This window comes from Fretibacter rubidus, assembly GCF_041429785.1.
Taxonomy (GTDB): domain Bacteria; phylum Pseudomonadota; class Alphaproteobacteria; order Caulobacterales; family Maricaulaceae; genus Fretibacter; species Fretibacter rubidus.
The window spans coordinates 2,201,865-2,222,001 of the sequence record NZ_CP163423.1 but is presented as its reverse complement, the minus strand read 5'-3'; the positions used below and the strand labels follow the sequence as shown (position 1 = coordinate 2,222,001).

Below are 20,137 nucleotides of genomic sequence, written 5' to 3'. Positions count from 1 at the left end.
GACCTAGGGCTAATCAGGCCTTTTGGGGCGCGCATATGGCTTTGAACCCCGCAGCAATGAACGGGATCATATGCGCGTAACCCGTCTCAACATCCGAGGACGACGCGGCACCATTCGAGAGTGTGTCGAGCCGTCCCGTGTTGGCAAAGGTCAAGGTCAAGGCGCCGGAGAGATAATGATATCCCCAGTAAATAGATTGCGGGTCAGCCCCGGGCAGGGCGGATTGCAAGGCATCAATAAACCGAATGACAAGCGGGTTAAAATATTCGCTCATCACTTCTTGGCCAAATTCGGAACTATTGTTCACATAGGCCACAAGCGCGTAGTAATGTCGCCAGCCGTCGTCGGCAGAGCCTTGGATGACAGACAGCGGTCGCAGATAGGCATCGATAATCGCTTCGACATCAGGGGGCGTGCTACCTGCTGTGGCCAAACACGCATCCAGTGCTTGGCTGCGCACGTCGTTCAACACTTTTGCGCGGCGGTCCAAAACGGCATTAAACAAATCGCGTTTCGGGCCGAAATGATAATTCGTCAGCGCCACATCAACACCCGCTTTGGCCGATATTTTGCGCAAGGTCACGCCGTGAAACCCATGTTCGGCAAACAACTCTTCGGCCGCATCCATGATACGGTTTTTGCGCGATGTTTTTTGCGGCTTATTGGTAGCGGTCACAATAGAATGTCTCGATTTAAAGTCGCGCTGACTATGAAAGAGGCCGCGCCGCAGGTCAAACAATACGGTGATGTTCATGCATAATAAAGCACATGCGCCCATCATTCAGACACCCAATCCATTGTTGCCTGATATATTCGCGTTGCACGGAAAATGGCGGGCTAAAAAGCCAGCACTGATAGCGGGTGGCGACATACAGACCTGGCATGAATTTGCAGAAAATCTAAACCGCATTGCCAACGGTATTGCGGCTATGGGCTTGTCCAAAGGGGATTGCGTCATTGTCATTATGCGCAACGGCGCGGCCATGGCAGAAACGCTATTTGGTTTGATGATGGGCGGGTTTGTCTCTGCACCTTTAAACTTGTCTGTCACCGATGACGCGCTGGTTAATATGATTATCGATAGCGGCGCCAAAGCACTTGTCGTGACTGACGACCAACTCGGCCGCGTGGACGCGCTACTGCCGCGATTACCAAAAGCTATTCACATTAATAAAATTTGCGCTGGCCAACCCTATAAAGACTGGACAGATTTCCAAAGCTGGAAAATGGCCCAAAGCACTGCGCGGCCAGACGTTACTATCGCGCCTGATGATTACCTTAATATCATTTACTCGTCAGGAACAACGGGCCAGCCCAAGGGTATTGTGCATAGCCATAAAGGCCGCCGTGATTGGGCGTATGATTTGTCAATTGCGCTACGCTACAACAGCTCTGCACGTTTCCTTGCGACCATCGGACTTTATTCTAATATCACCTGGGTCGGAATGCTTTGTACGCTACTGTCGGGGGGGACGTTGATTATTAGCGAAAAGTTTGACGCAAAAGCCCTCTGGCAGCAGATTGAACGCGACCGTGTCACCCATCTATCTATGGTGCCCGTCCAATATGAACGCATGATGGATGTGGACAGTCACGCACAATATGACGTCAGTTCAATGCAAGGTATGATGAGCGCGGGGTCCCCCCTGCGTGAACCGGTCAAAGCCGCATTATTTGAGCGTTTTGATTGCGGTATCATAGAGCTTTACGGCTTAACTGAAGGCGTGATTACCACCTTGGACCCCGAAGATGCAGCGGGGCGTTTGGCGTCCGTAGGATTACCGTTGATGGGTACAGATATAGTAATTTTGGACGATAATGACCGCCCGTGCAAAGCGGGACAATCAGGCGAAATACTGTCTTATGGCCGCATCGCAATGCCGGGCTATTTAGGTCGCGAAGACGCCAGCCGCGAGGCGCTTTGGGTTGATGGGAAGGGCCGCCATTGGCTCCGTACGGGCGATATTGGTTTTCTGGATGATGACGGCTACCTGTATATCGTAGACCGAAAGAAAGACATGATCTTATCAGGGGGACAAAATATTTACCCCCAAGATATCGAAGCGGTGTTGGTCACCCATGATGATGTGTCTGACGTGGCTGTGATTGGCGTCAAAAGCCATAAATGGGGCGAAACCCCCATCGCCATTGTCGCCCCGAAAAATGGTGCATTTGATACTGACGCCGTAAAAGCTTGGGCCAATGCTAAGCTAGGGAAACAGCAACGCATCGCGGGCATAGACATAATTGATGAAATTCCGCGAAATCCCAATGGTAAGATTTTAAAACGCGAGCTTCGCAAACGCTATGAGGGGCAAATCTTTGACTAAAGCTTATGACGATGTGTTCTATGTAGGCGAGGGCGGACTAAAGCTCTATGCGCGCGATTACGGCGATGATCGGGGCGATAGGCCTGTGGTTTTATGTATGCATGGCCTCACGCGTAATTCGGCAGATTTTCATAACCTTGCGCTGATATTATCAGACCGCTACCGCGTTATATCTGTTGATCAACGGGGGCGGGGATGGTCGGATTATGACACGGATATATCGCGCTATCGCCCCGATATTTACTGCGCTGATATGTTCGCGCTTCTGGAACATCTAAAGCTAAGTACTGTCATTGCAATCGGCACCTCTATGGGCGGGATTATGGCGATGATGATGGCGGCAACGCAACCTGGCGTGTTTTCCAAAGTTATCATCAATGACATTGGCCCTGATATTGACCCTAAGGGACTGGACCGTATCAAAGGCTATGTTGGCGGCCCAAACAAGTTTGACGATTGGGACGCTGCTGTCGCTGCGATTAAGGCGCAAGGCCCGGATATTTTCCCAGATTACACAGAGGCCGATTGGCTCGCGTTCGCCAAACGCATTTGCGAGACGACGCCCGACGGCAAGTTGCGGTTTGCCTATGATCCCGCCATTAGTAAGCCCATAAAAACAGACGGAGCCAATGCCGCGCCGCCCGATATGTGGTCTTTATATAGCGCGCTATACGACATGCCTGTGCTGGTCATACGCGGGGCGCTGTCTGATATATTATCCAAAGAAACCGCACAAAAAATGGCCGAAGACCATCCCAATTGCCGCTACTCGGAAATCCCCAATATAGGTCATGCGCCAATGCTCACGGAGCCCGAAAGCCTTCTCGCGATAGAGCGCTTTTTAAAGGCAGACACATGAGAGTCCTAAGCGCATTATTCTTTGGGTTTGCCCTTTTAGTCCTAGCGGCATGCAGTGGTGAGCCAGCGGATGATTTCATGGTAAAAGACAGCCCCTATTTCAACGCTAGCGATGCGTTGATAACCATAGACGGCCTGCCCATTCGCTACCGTGATGAGGGGGCCAAGGGCGCACCGACAATTGTCATGATACACGGATTTACATCCTCGCTGGAAACATGGGACGGGGTTGCTGACATATTAAAAGGTGACTACCGCATCATCCGTCTTGATTTACCAGGTCACGGCCTGACAGGGCCAGACGCGCAAGCGCGCTATTCCAATGCGGACACAGTCAGATTTGTTAGCGACTTTTTAGACGCGCTTGATATTCAAAACCCAACCCTTGTTGGTAACTCCCTCGGCGGCCTTGTTGCGTGGCGACTGGCGCAATCTCGCCCAGACGGCGTTGCAAAGCTCGTCCTAATCTCGCCTGGTGGGTTTTCGATAAACGGCGTGACAGAAACCCCTGTTGCTGTCCCGTTGATGGTCAAATTATACCTGACCAAAGCGCCCGAAGCGGGCGTCCGCCAAGCCACTGCCGCGCTTTACGGTGATCCATCAAAGCTATCTGAAACACGGCTTAGGACCATCATGGATATGATGGAACGTCCCGGTAACGGCGACGCCTTTGTGACGCGTGCAGAGACTTTTACTTTGCCTGACCCAAACCATGATTTGAAGACGGTTGCCACGCCTACCCTGATTTTATGGGGTGATAAAGACATCATGGTGCCGCCCGCTCACGGCGAAAAATTCGCGGCTACTATGCCCAATGCAGCGCTTACCCCCTTAGACGGCATGGGTCACGTCCCGCAAGAAGAAGCGCCAGAGTTGACCGCAAACCTTATCCATCAATTTATTCAACAACAGGAATAAGCCATGTCATTACGGTCTAATAATAAGTGGTATATCCTGTTTATCCTGACAGTCGTTTACGCGCTTAATCATGTAGACCGCCAAATTATGGTCATCTTATCAGAGCCAATCAAACAAGAATTTGGGCTATCAGATACGCAGCTAGGATTGCTGACGGGGTTTTTATTTGCGGCCTTTTACGCGACGCTGGGTATTCCTTTTGCGGCTTGGGCGGATCGGGGTAATCGCCGTAATATTATCGCGCTGGCGGTGACGATATGGTCGGGCATGACCGCGGTCAGCGGCTTTGCGAATAATTTCTGGCAACTGGCTTTGGCCCGTATGGGCGTGGGCATTGGCGAAGCGGGCGGCACTCCGCCGGCCACCGCGATGATTGCTGATTTATTTCCGCCTAAACGCCGCGCCATGGCGTTAGGGATTTATACCACGGGGATTAGCCTCGGCATTTTAATCGGCTTTATTCTTGGCGGGGCGATTGCAGCCAATTATGGCTGGCGCGTGGCGTTTTTCGTGGCAGGGGCACCCGGTTTAATCTTTGCCGCAGTAATGATGATAACAGTGGCAGAGCCCAAACGCGGGGCATCAGATGACCGCGCACCGACAGGAGACGCGCCGCTATTAAAAGACACGCTGCGATTTTTCCTTTCGCAACGCGCGATGGTTAGCTTGCTTCTCGGTGGTGTTTTCGTTTGTTTGTCAGCCAATGCATTCTTGGCGGGTATCCCGCTTTATTTAATTCGGGTTCATTCTGTCCCGATTGATGAACTTGGCATCGCGCTTGGCTTATTAATGGGCGGCCTTGGCGGCATCGGCGCGATTACTGTCGGCGCGATTTGTGACCGCTTATCTGAAAAAGATTTGCGTTGGAGGCCTTGGACAATCCTGATTACGGGCATTATCGCCTTTCCGTTTATTGTTTGGTTTTTATATGCGCCCGATAAACAGACGGCCTATTTGGCCTATACTGTGCCAGGGTTTTTGGGGCTGTTATATGCCTCCATTTCCTATACGGCGATGCAAGAACTTGTGCCGATCCGTATGCGGGCTATGGCGTCTGCGGTGATGCTGTTGTGTTTGACCTTAATCGGTATTGGGTTTGGGCCTGTGATTTTAGGCGTGCTGTCAGATATGTTTAATCCAGAGCTTGGGCAATTATCCATTCGCCGTGCGCTGGCCTGTATTTTGGTCTTTAACGTGCTGAGCATTATTTTCTACCTAGACGCGGCAAACCACTATCGGGCGGCGGTGGCCAAGGCATCCGCGATGAACGCTACGGGATAAGGGCGCGATAAAAACATTTGGTATTATCGTTGCCTCTGTTTAAAACAGGGCTATGAAAAAATTTAAACCGTCGGCCCGCCAAGCGGAAATCCTGTCTATGGTCGAACAAGACGGCTTTGTCGCGACAGAGGCGATGGTGGCAACATTTGACGTCACGCCGCAAACCATTCGCCGTGACTTAAATGAGTTGAATACCCACGGGCTTTTGACGCGTTTTCACGGCGGGGCCGGGCAGTCGCGTTCTGTGCAAAACCATCCTTACGCCCACCGCCGCCAAACGGGGGTCGATGCCAAGCGTAAAATCGCCGAAGCCACAGCCGCCCTCATCCCCAATGGCGCGTCGTTATTCCTCAATATCGGCACGACCACAGAGGCAGTAGCAGAAGCGCTGCTGGCGCATGAAAATCTGCATGTCGTCACCAATAATATCAATGTCGCGCAAATCCTAAGCCGTAACGCGAGCTTTAAGATTATGATTGCGGGCGGCGAAGTGCGCAATCATGACGGCGGGATTACAGGTGTCGCCTCGACCGATTTTGTACGGCAATTTCGTATGGATATTGGCGTCGTTGGTATTGGCGGGATTAATGAAGACGGCTCGCTTTTGGATTTTGAATATGAAGAAGTGCGCACGGCACAGATGATTTTGGAAAATTCGCGCAAGACCATTTTGGTCGCGGATCAGCATAAATTTGGCCGTCGTGCCATGGCGCGGATGGGACATATATCTGACCTTGATAGTTTGGTCACCGATGCGCCGCTCAAAAAGCATTACGCAACGCTCTGCGAAGAGGCGGATGTATCTGTTCACATCGCGGGCCGTCATGTGGATGAGCAACCGGCGGATAAGCAAAATTGACAAGCGCGTTAATCGTCCTATCGTCGCGTGAAGTCGGGAGGACGTTATGGGTGTTGTGAAAAACAGTTTAAAAATGAGTTTGATTATGGGTGCGGCGCTTGGCGGCCTTTCGCTAAGCAGTTGCTCGCCTGCAGACACCCCTAAGACTGCTGCGGGGGCACAGTTGGATGATATGACCCGTTGGGCAGAGACCGCCGCGCGCGTCACCATTATGCGCGATGATTACGGCGTCCCTCATATTTACGGCAAAACCGATGCGGATGCAGTCTTTGGGCTATTATATGCCCAAGCCGAGGATGATTTCCCGCGTATTGAACGTAATTATATTTGGGCGACAGGACGCCTCGCGGAAATTGAGGGCAAATCCGCGCTTTATTCTGATTTGCGCGCACGCCTTTATATGACTGTGGACGAGGCAAAGGCGGCCTATGCCGCGGCGCCGCCCATGGTCAAAGCGTTGTGTGATGCTTGGGCGGACGGGCTGAATTATTATCTGGCGAAAAATCCAGATGTCACGCCTGCGCTGATCACGACATTTGAGCCGTGGATGCCGATGTTTTTCTCCGAAGGGTCTATCGGCGGTGATATTGAACAAATTCCGCTGGGCGGGATTACAGCCTTTTACGGTGACGGCACACCCCGACCCGCGCCGCGCACAGTGGCCCTAGAGGCTGAGCCTGGCGGATCAAACGGCTTTGCGATTGCGGGAAAGCTGACGCGGTCTGGCGACGCTATGTTGTTGATTAATCCGCATACATCATTTTATTTTCGTCCCGAAGTCCATGTGATTAGCGAGGAGGGACTGAACGCTTACGGCGCTGTGACCTGGGGGCAGTTCTTTGTCTACCAAGGTTTTAACGCCAATAACGGTTGGATGCATACCTCGACCTATGTCGATTTTATGGATGAGTTCACCCAAGATGTGTTTGAGACAGACGGGCAAATGTTCTACCACTACGGCGATGAAAGCCGCCCGCTTAAAGTCGGCTCTGTCACCTTGAAATTCAAAGACGGGCAGGGGATGTCGACGCGCACATTTCCCACTTATCACACCCATCACGGGCCGATCACCCATATGGACGCGGACGGAAAATGGGTCGCGACAAAGATTAATTGGGACCCCGTTAACGCGCTGCGCCAGAGCTTTACCCGCACAAAAACCACCGATTTGGACGGGTTTAACGCCATGATGGATATCCGCCGTAATTCGTCGAACAATACCGTCTATGCGGATAAAGACGGCAATATTGGCTATTATCACGGTAATTTTGTGCCCAAGCGCGATGTGCGTTTTGATTATTCCAAAGCTGTTGACGGCGCAAATCCAGCGACCGATTGGCAGGGCCTGCATGAGGTGTCAGAGATTGTGACACTGTTTAATCCTGAAAACGGCTGGATACAAAATTGCAACTCAACGCCTTTCACAGCCGCCATGGATTATAGCCCAAAGCCTTCGGACTACGCGCCTTATATGGCCCCTGATAAAGAAAACACGCGCGGCCTTAATGCTGTGCGCGTCTTAAAAGACGCAAACGATGTGACGCTGGATAGCCTTATTGAGCTTGCTTATGACCCTTACCTGCCAGCGTTTGAGATGATTATCCCAAGCCTGACCGAGGCTTACGCACGGTCTAATAAAAACCCCAAATATGCTGACGCCATTGCGGCGCTGAACGGCTGGGATTACCAAACCTCTACTGGCTCTGTGCCGATGGCGATTGCCCATTTCTACGGCATGGAAATGCTGCGTGCCGATAGTCGCCCGAAAGGCGCGTCGCGGTTGGAGACCTATATCCATTACCGCGATAATGGGACAGATGCGGAGCAACTGGCTATGCTGGGCGCGGCAATGGATAAAATGACCGCTGACTTTGGCGATTGGAATATCCCGTGGGGGGAGGTTAACCGCTTCCAACGTCTGTCGGGTTCTATTGGCCCGGATTTTGACGACGCGCAGCCGAGCTTGCCTGTTGGTCTTGCGTCGGGTCGTTGGGGGGCGCTGGCGGCTTACGGGGCGCGGGCCTATGACAATACCAAAAAGCTCTATGGTTACCGCGGCAATAGCTTTGTCGCCGTGGTCGAATTTGGCGACACGGTCAAAGCCAAAAGCTTGCTAGCGGGTGGTCAAAGCGGCGACCCCAATTCGCCCCATTTCTTTGACCAAGGCCAGCGTTATGCTGAGGCCGCATTTAAAGACGTCGCCTATTATAAGGACGACGTTACGGCGCGCGCCGTGCGAAGTTACCGCCCGGGGGAGTAACGACCCACAATAATCTAATCAAAAAGGGCGCTTCGGATAACCTCCAAAGCGCCCTTTTTATACAGAGTATATGCCCCGATTACATGGGCGGCAACATCGCTATCACATCGGCGATTGACAGTGTTGCATCGTCAAAGTCAAAGAACTCGATTGTATCTTGGAAGCTGCCCGTCAGGCCGTTAATCACCGTCACGGACTCACCACTTGCAAAGGAAATGACAAGGTCATTAGCATTGTTTTGCGAGAAGATAGCATCAAGGGAATTAAAGCCGTTGAAGTCGACACGGTCCGTATCGCCTGCGCCATTATCTTCGACAATGTCATTGCCGTCACCGACGTTAAATACAAATGTATCGCCGCCATCACCCATAGAGATAATATCATCGCCTTCGCCGCCATTGATAACATCCACGCCATTGCCTGCGCGTATGACGTCATTACCGCCGCCGCCATTGATAATATCAGCGCCCGCAAATCCAATGATAAGATCGGCATTTTCCGTGCTGTTTTGGTCAATGATAATCTGGCGAATGGCGTCTTGGGATAATGTCACCCCGTCACCATCAAAGATATAAGTCTCAACGCGGTCAGCAAAGCTATCATTAAGGGTGTTATAGACAATGACTTGGTCGCCATTCCCAAAGCTAATGACAAGGTCGGCACTATTACTTGTGAGACGAGAGAAGGTCGCATCTGTCGAGCTATAGCCTGTGAACTGCAAGACATCATTATCGCCTGCACCGTTTTCATCAATCACGTCCTGACCGTCACCAATGTTAAAGATGTAGGTATCTGTGCCATTGGTTCCGGACAATGTGTCGTTGCCCAAACCGCCTTCAATGATGTCATTGGCGTTTCCATAACCGATGATAGTATCATCACCTGTGGTGGTCAGCTGTTCCATGATAATAGCTCTGACGTCATTCATCGTGACCGTCACGCCATCCGCTAGGAATGTGATCTGTTCGATTTGATCGTTAAAGCTCACATTAAGCGTGTCATAGATATAGATTGTTTCACCATTGGCGAAGGTAATCACTAAATCTGATGGCGACCGCACACCTCGCGCATAGCTCACGTCGGTCGAGTTAACCCCTGAAATTTCAAGGGTATCAAGGTCACCCGCACCGCCGTCACGAATAGAATCGTTGCCGTCACCTAGCGCGTATTGATAGGTATCACTACCGTCCAAACCACGCAGGAAATCATCCCCGGTTCCGCCGTTAATTGTATCTGCAAAGACAGAGCCTTCAAATACGTCATCACCAGCGGTGGTGCCAGGGCCTTGGATAAGACCGCGAATATCAGCCATTGTCAGCGACACGCCGTCACCATCGAATGTTATAGTTTCAATCTCATTGGCGAAGCTCTCGTTTAATGTTCCGCGAATGAAAATACTATCGCCATTACCAAAGGTAATCAGCAGATTATTCGGGCTACCTGGTAAGGTGCTAAAGGTTGCGTCGGTTGAGCTGAACCCGCGAATATCAAGTACGTCGAGATCACCCGCACCGTCGTCACGAATTTCGTCATTGCCGTCACCCGCATTGAAAATGTAGGTATCAGAACCGTCACCACCAGAGAGGAAGTCATCTCCTGTGCCGCCTTCGATAATATCGTTCAGTAAAAATCCTGTGACATTATCATCGCCCGCCGTGATTTGGTCCGCAATGAACAGCGCGCGCAGATCGGCCATGGTGAAGGTGACACCGTCACCATCAAATGTGATGCTCTCGATTCTATCATTGAAGTTTTCATTGAGCGTATTGACCAGACGAATTGAATCACCCGTCCCCAGCGTGATAAGGACGTCGGCATCATTTCCGGCGACACGGCTAAATGTGGCGTCAGTAGAGCTATAGCCGCGAATGTCGACGGTATCATTATCGCCAGAGCCGTTTTCTTCAATGACGTCGTTACCTTCGCCAATATTGTAAATATAGTTGTGGCTGCCATTGGCACCGAAGATATAATCATCGCCTGTCGTGCCGTTGACGTCGCCGCCTGCGCTGACGTTGATGACGTTATCACCCACCTCTTGCGGGTTCGCGGCAAGGATAGCCAGAATATCAGTCATATTTAAAGAGACACCGTCCCCGTCAAAATTGACACTCTCAATCCCGTCACGGTTTTCATCGAGCAAGGAATTACGAAGCAGAATTGAATCACCGCTGGCAAAGACAATCAGAACATCATCCGCATCGCCAGGAACGGTGAAGAACTGGGCATCGGTCGAACTATAACCGATAATATTGACAACATCATTATCGCGGAAACCGTCGTCATCGATGATGTCGTTGCCGTCTCCTGCGTTAAAGATATAGGTATCAGATAAATCACCACCAATAAGAAGGTCATTACCCGCCCCGCCCGTAATGACGTCTTCTGTGCTGCTATAACCGATAATGACATCATCACCTGCGGTCGCCTGTTGGGACAGGATAAGTGCGCGGATTTCGGCATTTGTAAAGGACACACCGTCACCGTCAAATGTGATGGTCTCAATCGTGCCTGCATTGGTCTCATCAATTGTATCAACGATCTCGATGCGGTCGCCATTGGCAAATGTAATGACAAGATCATTGCGGTCACCGTTGAGAAAGCTAAACGTCGCGTCAGTCGAGCTATAGCCCCGAATATCCAGCACATCGGTGTCGCGGAAACCATTGTCGAAAATTTTGTCATTTCCGTCACCCGCATTAAAGATATAGGTGTCTGATCCGTCGCCACCAGAGATATAATCATTACCTAGGCCGCCCTCATAGCTATCTGAGAAGGCGTCACCTGAGATTAAATCATCACCTGGCGTTTGATCTTGGCCGCGCAGTATTGTGCGAATATCAGCCATAGTGAAAGACGCGCTATCGCCGTCAAAATTGACAAATTCGATACCGTCTGCGTTTGACTCATCTAATGAATTTATCAAAAGAACACTGTCGCCATTGGCAAAGGTAATCAACAGATCATCACTGTCCCCAGGGACGCGACTAAAGCTGGCGTCGGTGGAACTGTAACCCCGAATATCAAGCATGTCGCTATCCCGGAAACCACCGTCTTGAATTGCATCAGATCCGTCGCCTGCAGTAAAGATATAGGTATCAGACCCGTCCGCACCCGATAGGAAGTCATTGCCAAGACCGCCTTCTAGCGTGTCATTTGTGTCGCTTGTACCGTTGATAACATCATTACCATCGGTGCGTTGTTCCGCAAATAATTGGGCGCGAATGTCGTCAATGTTTAAAATTGTGCCATCAGAAAACGCATAGTTCTCAATCGTGTTGGCCCGACTACCGTTCAGACCAAGGCGCACAATGATGCTATCGCCATTGGCAAAGCTGATCATCATGTCACCTGTGTTCACGCCGTAGGTCGAGAACGTCGCATCTGCGGGCAGATAATTAGTGAACAAGATTGTGTCATTGTCGTCAAAACCGCCGTCAATAATCTCATTAACGCCGTCGCCTTCGGAAAAGATATAATAATCACTGCCGTCATTGCCGCGGAACTCATCATTGGCGGTCAGGCCAATGAAGACGTCGGATTGATTGCCGCCAGAGCTGACAAGGCTATCAGGGTTCGTTGTGCCAATAACCAAATCATCTGTGACAATCAACCAAAGCTCGACAGACGCAGCTGCGCCGTGCGGGTCTGTGGCCGTGATTTCGACACGGAAAAGACCGCGACTTTGGGAACTGGTTGGCGTTCCTGTAAAGCTCTGCGTGGCCGCATCAAATGTCAACCAACCGGGCAGGGCGCTACCGTCGGTCAGCGCCGCTTCCCATGTCAGAACATCGGTCGTATCGACATCTGTGATCGTGCCAGCGGGTAAGTCAAAGGAAAATGCATTGTCGCGAATGGCGACTTGCAAATCGACGTCATTGTTGACAACAGGCGCGTCATTGCGGCCTTCAACCGTGATAGTCACCGTATTTGTAATCGGCGCGTCACCGTCGGTGATGGTGTAAGTAAAGGTGAGAACTTCGGTTTCACCCAAGGCCAAATCTTGGAAATCAGCTGGGTCAACCGTCAAGGTTGCTCCGTCTAATATTGGCGTGACAGTGCGGCCCGTTGTTTGAACAAGGTCAAGCACACTCAGCACATCATTCGTGTCGACATCGTCTGCCGTAGACAGCAAATCGACGACCAAAGGCACATTGTCTTCATCAGTTGTAAAGCTCAGAGCCGACGCTGTTGGCACGTCATTCACGCCCGTAATCGTAATTGTCAGGCTGGTTGAAACGCTTGCGCCGTTCTCATCCACGACATCATAGGTAAAGACAACGTCCTCACTCTCGCCGTCGTCCAAGTCTTGGAAGTTGGACGGATTAAACCCAAGGTCAGGCGTGTCCACCCCAGCAAAGAATAGCGCAGGGCGTCCGCTGGACTGAACCAGGTTTTCAACGGTCAAGATGGCGCCATTATCAACGTCTGATGCGTTTTGGATCAGATTAACCAAAATTGCCGCGTCGTCCTCTGACAGCGTTTCAGTGAGGGCCGCTGATATAGTCGGGGCATCGTTTTGTCCTGTGATGGTAATGGTCACAGTCTCTGTTGATGTACCGCCGTTTCCGTCATCGACGGTGTAAGTAAAGGTGTCAGTTGTCGTCTCGTTAAGCGCAAGCGCTTCAAACTGACCATTGGCATCATAGCTAAATGTGCCGTCACCATTATCGATAACAGAGCCCACAGTGCCCGTTGTATCAACAGAATATGTGTGGGTGTCGGATGAGTCTACATCAGTAAAGTTGGCCGACACAGTCACAGATGGCCCGTCTTCATTCGCTGAACCAGTAACGGCGACCGCCACGGGCGCGTCATTACGGCCTTCAACAGTGATGGTCACGGTGTTCGTAATCGGCGCGTCGCCGTCCGTGATGGTGTAAGTAAAGGTCAAGACCTCGCTCTCGCCAACCGCCAAATCTTGGAAATCAGCTGGGTTCACGGTCAAGTTTGTGCCGTCAATAATCGGTACGGCGGGGCGGCCCGTTGTTTGGACAAAATCGCTAATGGATAGCGTGTCATTCGTGTCCACATCATTGGCCGAAGCCAATAAGTCAACAACAAGCGGGGCTTGGTCCTCATCTGTCGTAAATGTCAGCGCTGTGGCGGTCGGCGCGTCGTTTGAACCAACAACAGTCAATGTCAGGCTGGTCGATACACTCGCACCGTTTTCATCTGTCACGTCATAAGTAAAGACGAGGTCTTCTGTCTCGCCGTCATCCAAATCCTGGAACGTGTCCATGAAATCAAGTTGTAGACCCGTGCCACCTTCAAACAGGATGGTGTCAACTGTGCGTCCGCTGGTTTGCACAAGATCGTCGATAAACAGGCGCGCATCATTATCAACGTCTGTCGCGTTCTGCGCCAAATCAATAAACAATGTGAAGCTGTCTTCGCTTCTGTTTAGTGCCAAGTCCGCCGATACCGTTGGTGCATCATTTTGGCCTGTGATTGTAATGGTCACAGTCTCTGTTGATGTACCGCCGTTTCCGTCATCCACGGTGTAAGTGAAGGTGTCAGTCGTTGTCTCGCCCTGTGCAAGCGCTTCAAACTGACCATTGGCATCATAGCTAAAGGTGCCGTCGCCATTATCAATAACAGAGCCCACAGTGCCCGTTGTATCAACAGAATATGTGTGGGTGTCGGATGTATCAGCGTCAGTGAAATTTGCGTTCACTGTGACGCTCGGTCCGTCTTCATTCGCAGCGCCCGTGACAGCGACCGCCACAGGGGCGTCATTGCGACCTTCGACGGTGATAGTGACCGTATTCGTAATCGGCGCGTCACCATCTGTGATAGTGTAAGTAAACGTCAGAACCTCGCTCTCGCCGACCGCCAAGTCTTGGAAGTCAGCCGGGTCAACAGTTAGCTCAGAGCCGTTGATGACAGGGGCCACCACACGACCCGTCGTTTGCACGACATCGCTGATGGATAGCGTGTCATTTGTATCCACATCGCTGGCCGATGCCAAAAGGTCTACGGTTAGCGGCGCTGAGTCTTCGTCTGTTGTGAATGTCAAAGCGGTCGCTGTTGGTGTGTCGTTCAGTCCTGTCACGGTAATCGTGATGCTGGTTGAAACGCTGGCACCGTTTTCGTCAACAACATCATAGGTGAAGACAACATCTTCAGATTCGCCATCATCCAAATCTTGGAAAGCAGATAAGTTGATGTCCAAGAAGGTGGCCCCTTCAAACACAGTTGCAACACCGCTGCGTCCAGATGTTTGTACGGCATTAGCAATGAATAGCGTCGCGCCGTTGTCAACGTCACTGGCGTTTTGCAATAGATCAATACCGATGAGTAGCGAGTCTTCTGATGCGCTCAGTTCAATATCAGCCGATACAGTGGGCGCATCATTTTGACCCGTGACCGTGATTGTCACAGTCTCTGTTGATGTGCCGCCGTTGCCGTCGTCAGCTGTGTAAGTAAACGTATCCGTAGCTGTTTCACCAACACCCAGCGCTTCAAACGCGCCGTTCGGGTCATAGCTGAACGTGCCGTCGCCATTGTTTGTGACTGCGCCCAGCGTGCCTGTTGTATCAACAGAAAATGTCAACGTATCTGTAGCGTCGACGTCGCTGGCATCTGCAGTGATTGTCACCGACGGTCCGTCTTCATTGGCAGCGCCCGTGACAGCCACGGCGACGGGCGCGTCATTGCGACCTTCAACTGTGATGGTGACCGTATTCGTAATCGGCGCGTCACCATCCGTGATGGTGTAAGTAAACGTCAGTGTTTCGCTCTCGCCAACCGCCAAATCTTGGAAGTCAGCCGGGTCAACAGTTAGATCAGAGCCGTTAATAACAGGGGTCACCGTGCGGCCCGTTGTCTGGACAACGTCACTTATGGCTAAAACATCACCAGCATCTGCATCCGCAGCGGACGCTAGAAGATCAACGACGAGCGGCGCTTCGTCTTCATTGGTCGTGAAGGATAGGGCGGTTGCTGTCGGTGCGTCATTGATACCCGTGACTGTGATGGTCAAGCTTGTTGAAACACGGGCGCCGTTCTCATCAACGACATCATAGGTGAATGTGATGTCCGTGCTCTCGCCGTCGTCCAAGTCACTGAAGGTAAAGAAGCTAAGCTCTAGGCTCGTCGCGCCTTCAAACAGGGTCGCGCCCACTGGCTGCCCTGACGTTTGAACAAAGTTCTCTACGAATAAAGACGCCCCATTATCGACGTCTGACGCATTTTGCAGCAGGTCGAAGGATATTTCTTCGTCGTTTTGCGTGACAGTGCTGGTTATATCAGCCGATACGGTTGGTGCATCATTTTGACCTGTGATGGTAATCGTCACAGTCTCTGTTGATGTGCCGCCGTTGCCGTCGTCAGCTGTGTAAGTAAACGTATCCGTAGCTGTTTCACCAACACCCAGCGCTTCAAACGCGTCGTTCGGGTCATAGCTGAACGTGCCGTCACCATTATTTGTGACTGCGCCCAGCGTGCCTGTTGTATCAACGCTGAAGGACAGAACATCTGTCGCGTCAACGTCGCTGGCAACCGCCGTAATCAAAATGCTCGGCCCGTCCTCATTGGCAGAGCCCGTAACTGAGCTGACCGTTGGAGCATCATTTGTTCCAGTGATAGTCAGGGTCGCGGTTTGCGGCACAGAGCCACCGTTTCCGTCAATAATATCATAGCTATAGCTAATCGTGAGGCTCTCGCCAAAACCAAGGCTATTATAGGCATCCGGGTCAACTGACAGCGTATTGTCATCAACTGTAACGCCGGAATTATCGCCGCTATCCAGTGTCAGATTGACAACAGTCAGTGTATCATTTTCTGCATCGGTTGCGCCGTCCAAAAGGTCGATGACTGTCGTCGCGTCGTCTTCATTAACGGTTGCAGTGACGGCTCCGCTGACTGTTGGGGCTGTGTTATTCACACCAGAGCCGATAATCGTAATCGTCGCGGTTTGCGGAGTAACGCCGCCGTTTCCGTCGATGATATTATAGCTGTAGGTAATGATCGCTACGTCGCCAGCCTCTAACGTTGAATAGGCAGATGGATCGACCGTGATGGAAAGTCCATCAGGCGCAATGGTCACGCCGCTATCATCACCGCTCTGCAAGGCGAAGTCGGCTACGTTCAGGGCGTCTCCCTCTGCGTCCGATGCACCGTCGAGCAAATCAAGCGTAAAACCTGCCGCGTCTTCAGACACGGTTTGGCTCAGCGCAGCTGTAATCGTGGGCGCGTCATTGCTGCCCGTGATGGTGATTGTGACAGTCTCTGTTGTTGTTCCGCCGTTGCCGTCATCAGCCGTGTAAGTGAAGGTGTCAGTTGCCGTTTCGCCGTTACCTAAGGCTTCAAATGCGCCGTTTGCGTCATAGCTAAAGGTGCCGTCGCCGTTATTGACAACAGTGCCGACTGTGCCAGTCGTATCAACTGTAAAGGAGAGCACGTCTGTTGCGTCAATGTCGCTCGCAATTGCCGTAATCGTGATCGCTGGCCCGTCTTCATTGGCTGCCCCTGTTAGGGCTTGAACAGTAGGCGCGTCATTGCTGCCAGTAATCGTAATTGTGGCCGTTTGCGTGACAGAGCCACCGTTGCCGTCAATAATATCATAGCTATAGGTGACGACAAGTGTTTCGCCAGCTGCGAGTGAATTAAATAAAGCCGGATCAATAAACAGGGCATCGCCGTTGTTGATGATATTTGTGGCATCACCACTTACGACAGTTAGATTGGCCACGCTAAGCGTGTCATTGTCAGCATCCGTTGCGCCGTCCAAAAGGTTGACGATTGTTGCCGCCACGTCATCTTCATTGATGGTTGCGGAGACCGTGCCGCTCACGACAGGGGCTGTGTTATTCACACCAACGCCAGTGACCGTAATCGTCGCGGTTTGCGTAACGACGCCGCCATTTCCGTCAATAATATCAAAGCTATAGGTGATAACCATCGTCTCACCAGCCTCAAGAGAGGCATAGGCAGACGGATCGACAAGAAGGTCTGAGGGATTATCCGAGAAACTAATACCGGCGTTATTACCACCCGTGAGAGTAATGTTAGTTACGGTCAAATTATCGCCGTCAATATCGCTCGCACCATCAAGTAGGTCGAGTACAAATACGCTATCGGTCTCTGATACAGTTTGGGTGATAGGCGCGCTCACCGTTGGGGCGTCGTTTTGGCCCGTAATTGTCACAGTGACGGTTTCTGTCGCTGTGCCGCCGTTTCCGTCATCAACTGTATAAGTAAAGGTGTCCGTTGTTGTTTCGCCAACGGCCAAAGCGTCAAACGCACCCGTGGCGTCATAGCTAAAGGTGCCGTCACCATTATTCGTGACCGCGCCCAGCGTGCCTGTTGTATCAACTGTGAAGGTCAGCTCATCTGTTGCGTCAACGTCGCTCGCGTCGGCTGTGATCGTGATGCTTGGCCCGTCTTCATTGGCGTCCGCAACCACGGCATTGACCGTCGGCACGTCATTACTGCCGACAATCGTAATTGTTAGGGTTTGGGCCACGGTGCCGCCGTTACCGTCAATTATGTCATAGCTATAGACCAGTGAGGCCGTCTCACCTTCGGCCAAGTCCTGATAAGAACTTGGGTCATAGAACAGCGTATTGCCGTCGCGGCTTGTGCCGATATTGCTGCCGCTTTCTAGGGTGAAATTGGTGATATTTAGCGTATCACCATCAACGTCCGTCGCGCCTTCTAGCAGGTCGATTTCGACAATTGGGCTGTCTTCGCTAATATCTGGTGTCAGCGCCGCGCTTACCACCGGGGCTGTATTGGCAACGCCTACGCCCGTGACTGTAACCGTGATTGTTTGCGTAACAACGCCGCCGTTTCCGTCATCGACTGTGTAAGTGAATGTGTCCGTCGCCGTTTCGCCGTTATCCAGCGCGTCAAAAGCGCCGTTGGTGTCATAGCTAAACGTCCCGTCGCCATTATCCGTCACGACACCTTGAGTGCCCGTTGTATCAATAGACACGGTCAGTGCATCATTGACGTCTACGTCAGAGAACACGCCTTCAATTGTGATAGCGCCCGCATCGGACGCGACGGCGGCGGTAACCGCCTCGACGATTGGAGCGTCATTTGTGCCAGTAATGGTCACTGTCGCGGTTTGCGGCACTGTGCCGCCATTACCGTCAGAAATCGTGTAGCTATAGGTGATAACTTCTGTCTCGCCAGCCCCAAGGAAGGCGTAGGCGGCGCTATCAACAGACAGGCTATCGCCCGCAATTGTTACGCCGACATCATCACCCGCCAGCAATGACAAAGCGCTCACAGATAGCGTATCAGAACCGTCAACATCATCGGCACCCGCCAGTAATAGCACTGTTACGACACCGTCATTCTGTGTCGCGTCCGCGCTCACTGACATCCGTACAGTTGGGGCGTCATTTTCCCCTGTCACGGTAATTGTCGCTGTCGCGGTTTGGGTCTCTGAGCCGTTTGTGATCTCGTAAGTGAACGAAATATCAGTCGTTTCGCCAAGCGCCAGCGTGTCAAAATCCGTGCCGGGGTCAAAGCTAAACGTGCCGTCTGCATTGACGGTCAAAGTGCCTTGGCTGACACCGCTAATCAGCGTCACAGTTGTGCCCGCGTCAACTGTATCATTGGCCGTCACATCGTCGGCTAAAGTCCCATTTTCAGTCACGCTAAAGCTATCATCAAGCGCGACCAAGACATCGCCGCCGCCAGAGCCCGCGTCATTCACGTCAACTTCCACGCCGTCAACAAAAACACGGAAGACTTCGAAATCATCAACGACGAGGTTCAGCGTATCAAAGCGGAAATTTGGCCCACGGAACTCACCATTGCTCCGTAAGTTTGCCGCTATATGCGCGACATAGGCCAGTAGTTCTGCGGCAACAGCGTCGTCAGCAAATTGCTCGGCTGTTAAGTTCAATTCCAGCGCGTCAATGTCGCGGCCGCCATCATAAAAGTTATAGACGCCGTTATTTTGTGTGGAATCGTAGCTTAGCGTATCGCAACCCCATCCACCAAAGGCGCGGTCGCTGCCTGCGCCGCCGTCGATGTAATCATTGCCAGAATCGCCAAATAAGCGGTCATTGCCTGCGCCACCAAAAATCGTGTCATGATCCCAACCGCCGTAAATACGGTCATTGCCGTCACCGCCGTCAATGAAATCATTACCAGATCCGCCGTATAGACGGTCACGGCCCGCTCCGCCGTAGATATCATCATGGCCCCATCCGCCGGAAATATAATCATTGCCGTTTTCGCCGAACAAATGGTCATTGCCAAACCCACCAGAAATATAATCATTACCAGTGCCGCCGTAGACAGTATCATTGCCCCAACCGCCGTAAAGGTCGTCGCGGCCGCTGCCGCCATCGATAAAGTCGTTACCCGACCCACCAAAGATGGTGTCATTTCCACCAAAACCGTAAAGGAAGTCATTACCGCCAAATCCGAAAATCTTATTGTTCAGATTGTTAGCTTCGATTGTGTCAGATCCCCAAGATCCGAAAAAATAACGATTAAACCATGACATGATATGCTCTCCCTAAATCCACATAACAATGCTGTAAGGAGACAAGCGGTGCCCCATACCGCATTCATACTTTGTTAACACAATCTATGCGTTTGGCAAGACAAGGCGTAAAGCCAACACGCCTAAAACGCGATTTTTTAACGCTTGTTGAGCGTATC

The 20,137-nt window shown here is 51.7% G+C and carries 8 protein-coding genes; 6 read left to right on the top strand and 2 right to left on the bottom strand.

Features of this window, described 5'->3' with window-relative positions; all coding sequences use genetic code 11:
- Positions 1-13: 13 nt before the first annotated feature.
- Positions 14-676, bottom strand: a complete 663-nt coding sequence (locus AB6B37_RS10275; RefSeq protein ID WP_371395691.1) for a TetR/AcrR family transcriptional regulator — start codon at positions 674-676, stop codon at positions 14-16.
- Positions 677-752: 76 nt separating this feature from the next.
- Between AB6B37_RS10275 and AB6B37_RS10270 the strand changes: the two genes are divergently transcribed.
- From AB6B37_RS10270 to AB6B37_RS10245, 6 genes are read left to right on the top strand one after another with little or no spacing between them, the layout of a single operon-like run.
- Complete coding sequence (locus AB6B37_RS10270; RefSeq protein ID WP_371395690.1) at positions 753-2,330, top strand: class I adenylate-forming enzyme family protein; 1,578 nt, start codon at positions 753-755, stop codon at positions 2,328-2,330.
- The gene (locus tag AB6B37_RS10265) at positions 2,323-3,189 is read left to right on the top strand and encodes an alpha/beta fold hydrolase (protein ID WP_371395689.1); all 867 of its coding nucleotides are present in this window, start codon (positions 2,323-2,325) and stop codon (positions 3,187-3,189) included. The genes AB6B37_RS10270 and AB6B37_RS10265 overlap by 8 nt, the downstream gene beginning before the upstream one ends.
- Positions 3,186-4,106 carry an alpha/beta fold hydrolase gene (locus tag AB6B37_RS10260; RefSeq protein WP_371395688.1) on the top strand — a complete coding sequence of 307 codons (921 nt, stop codon included), beginning with the start codon at positions 3,186-3,188 and terminating at the stop codon, positions 4,104-4,106. Before AB6B37_RS10265 ends, AB6B37_RS10260 begins: the two co-directional genes overlap by 4 nt.
- 3 nt (positions 4,107-4,109) lie before the next feature.
- Positions 4,110-5,387 (top strand): spinster family MFS transporter, encoded by a 1,278-nt coding sequence (locus AB6B37_RS10255; RefSeq protein ID WP_371395687.1) that lies wholly within the window; start codon positions 4,110-4,112, stop codon positions 5,385-5,387.
- 52 nt (positions 5,388-5,439) lie between these two features.
- Complete coding sequence (locus AB6B37_RS10250) at positions 5,440-6,246, top strand: DeoR/GlpR family DNA-binding transcription regulator (RefSeq protein WP_371395686.1); 807 nt, start codon at positions 5,440-5,442, stop codon at positions 6,244-6,246.
- A 46-nt stretch (positions 6,247-6,292) separates the two neighbouring features.
- Entirely contained in the window at positions 6,293-8,506 is a 2,214-nt protein-coding gene (locus tag AB6B37_RS10245; RefSeq protein WP_371395685.1) for a penicillin acylase family protein, read from the top strand.
- 79 nt (positions 8,507-8,585) lie between these two features.
- Here AB6B37_RS10245 and AB6B37_RS10240 read toward each other — a convergent pair whose 3' ends face one another.
- Entirely contained in the window at positions 8,586-19,979 is an 11,394-nt protein-coding gene (locus tag AB6B37_RS10240; RefSeq protein ID WP_371395684.1) for a cadherin-like domain-containing protein, read from the bottom strand.
- Between the last annotated feature and the right edge of the window lie 158 nt (positions 19,980-20,137).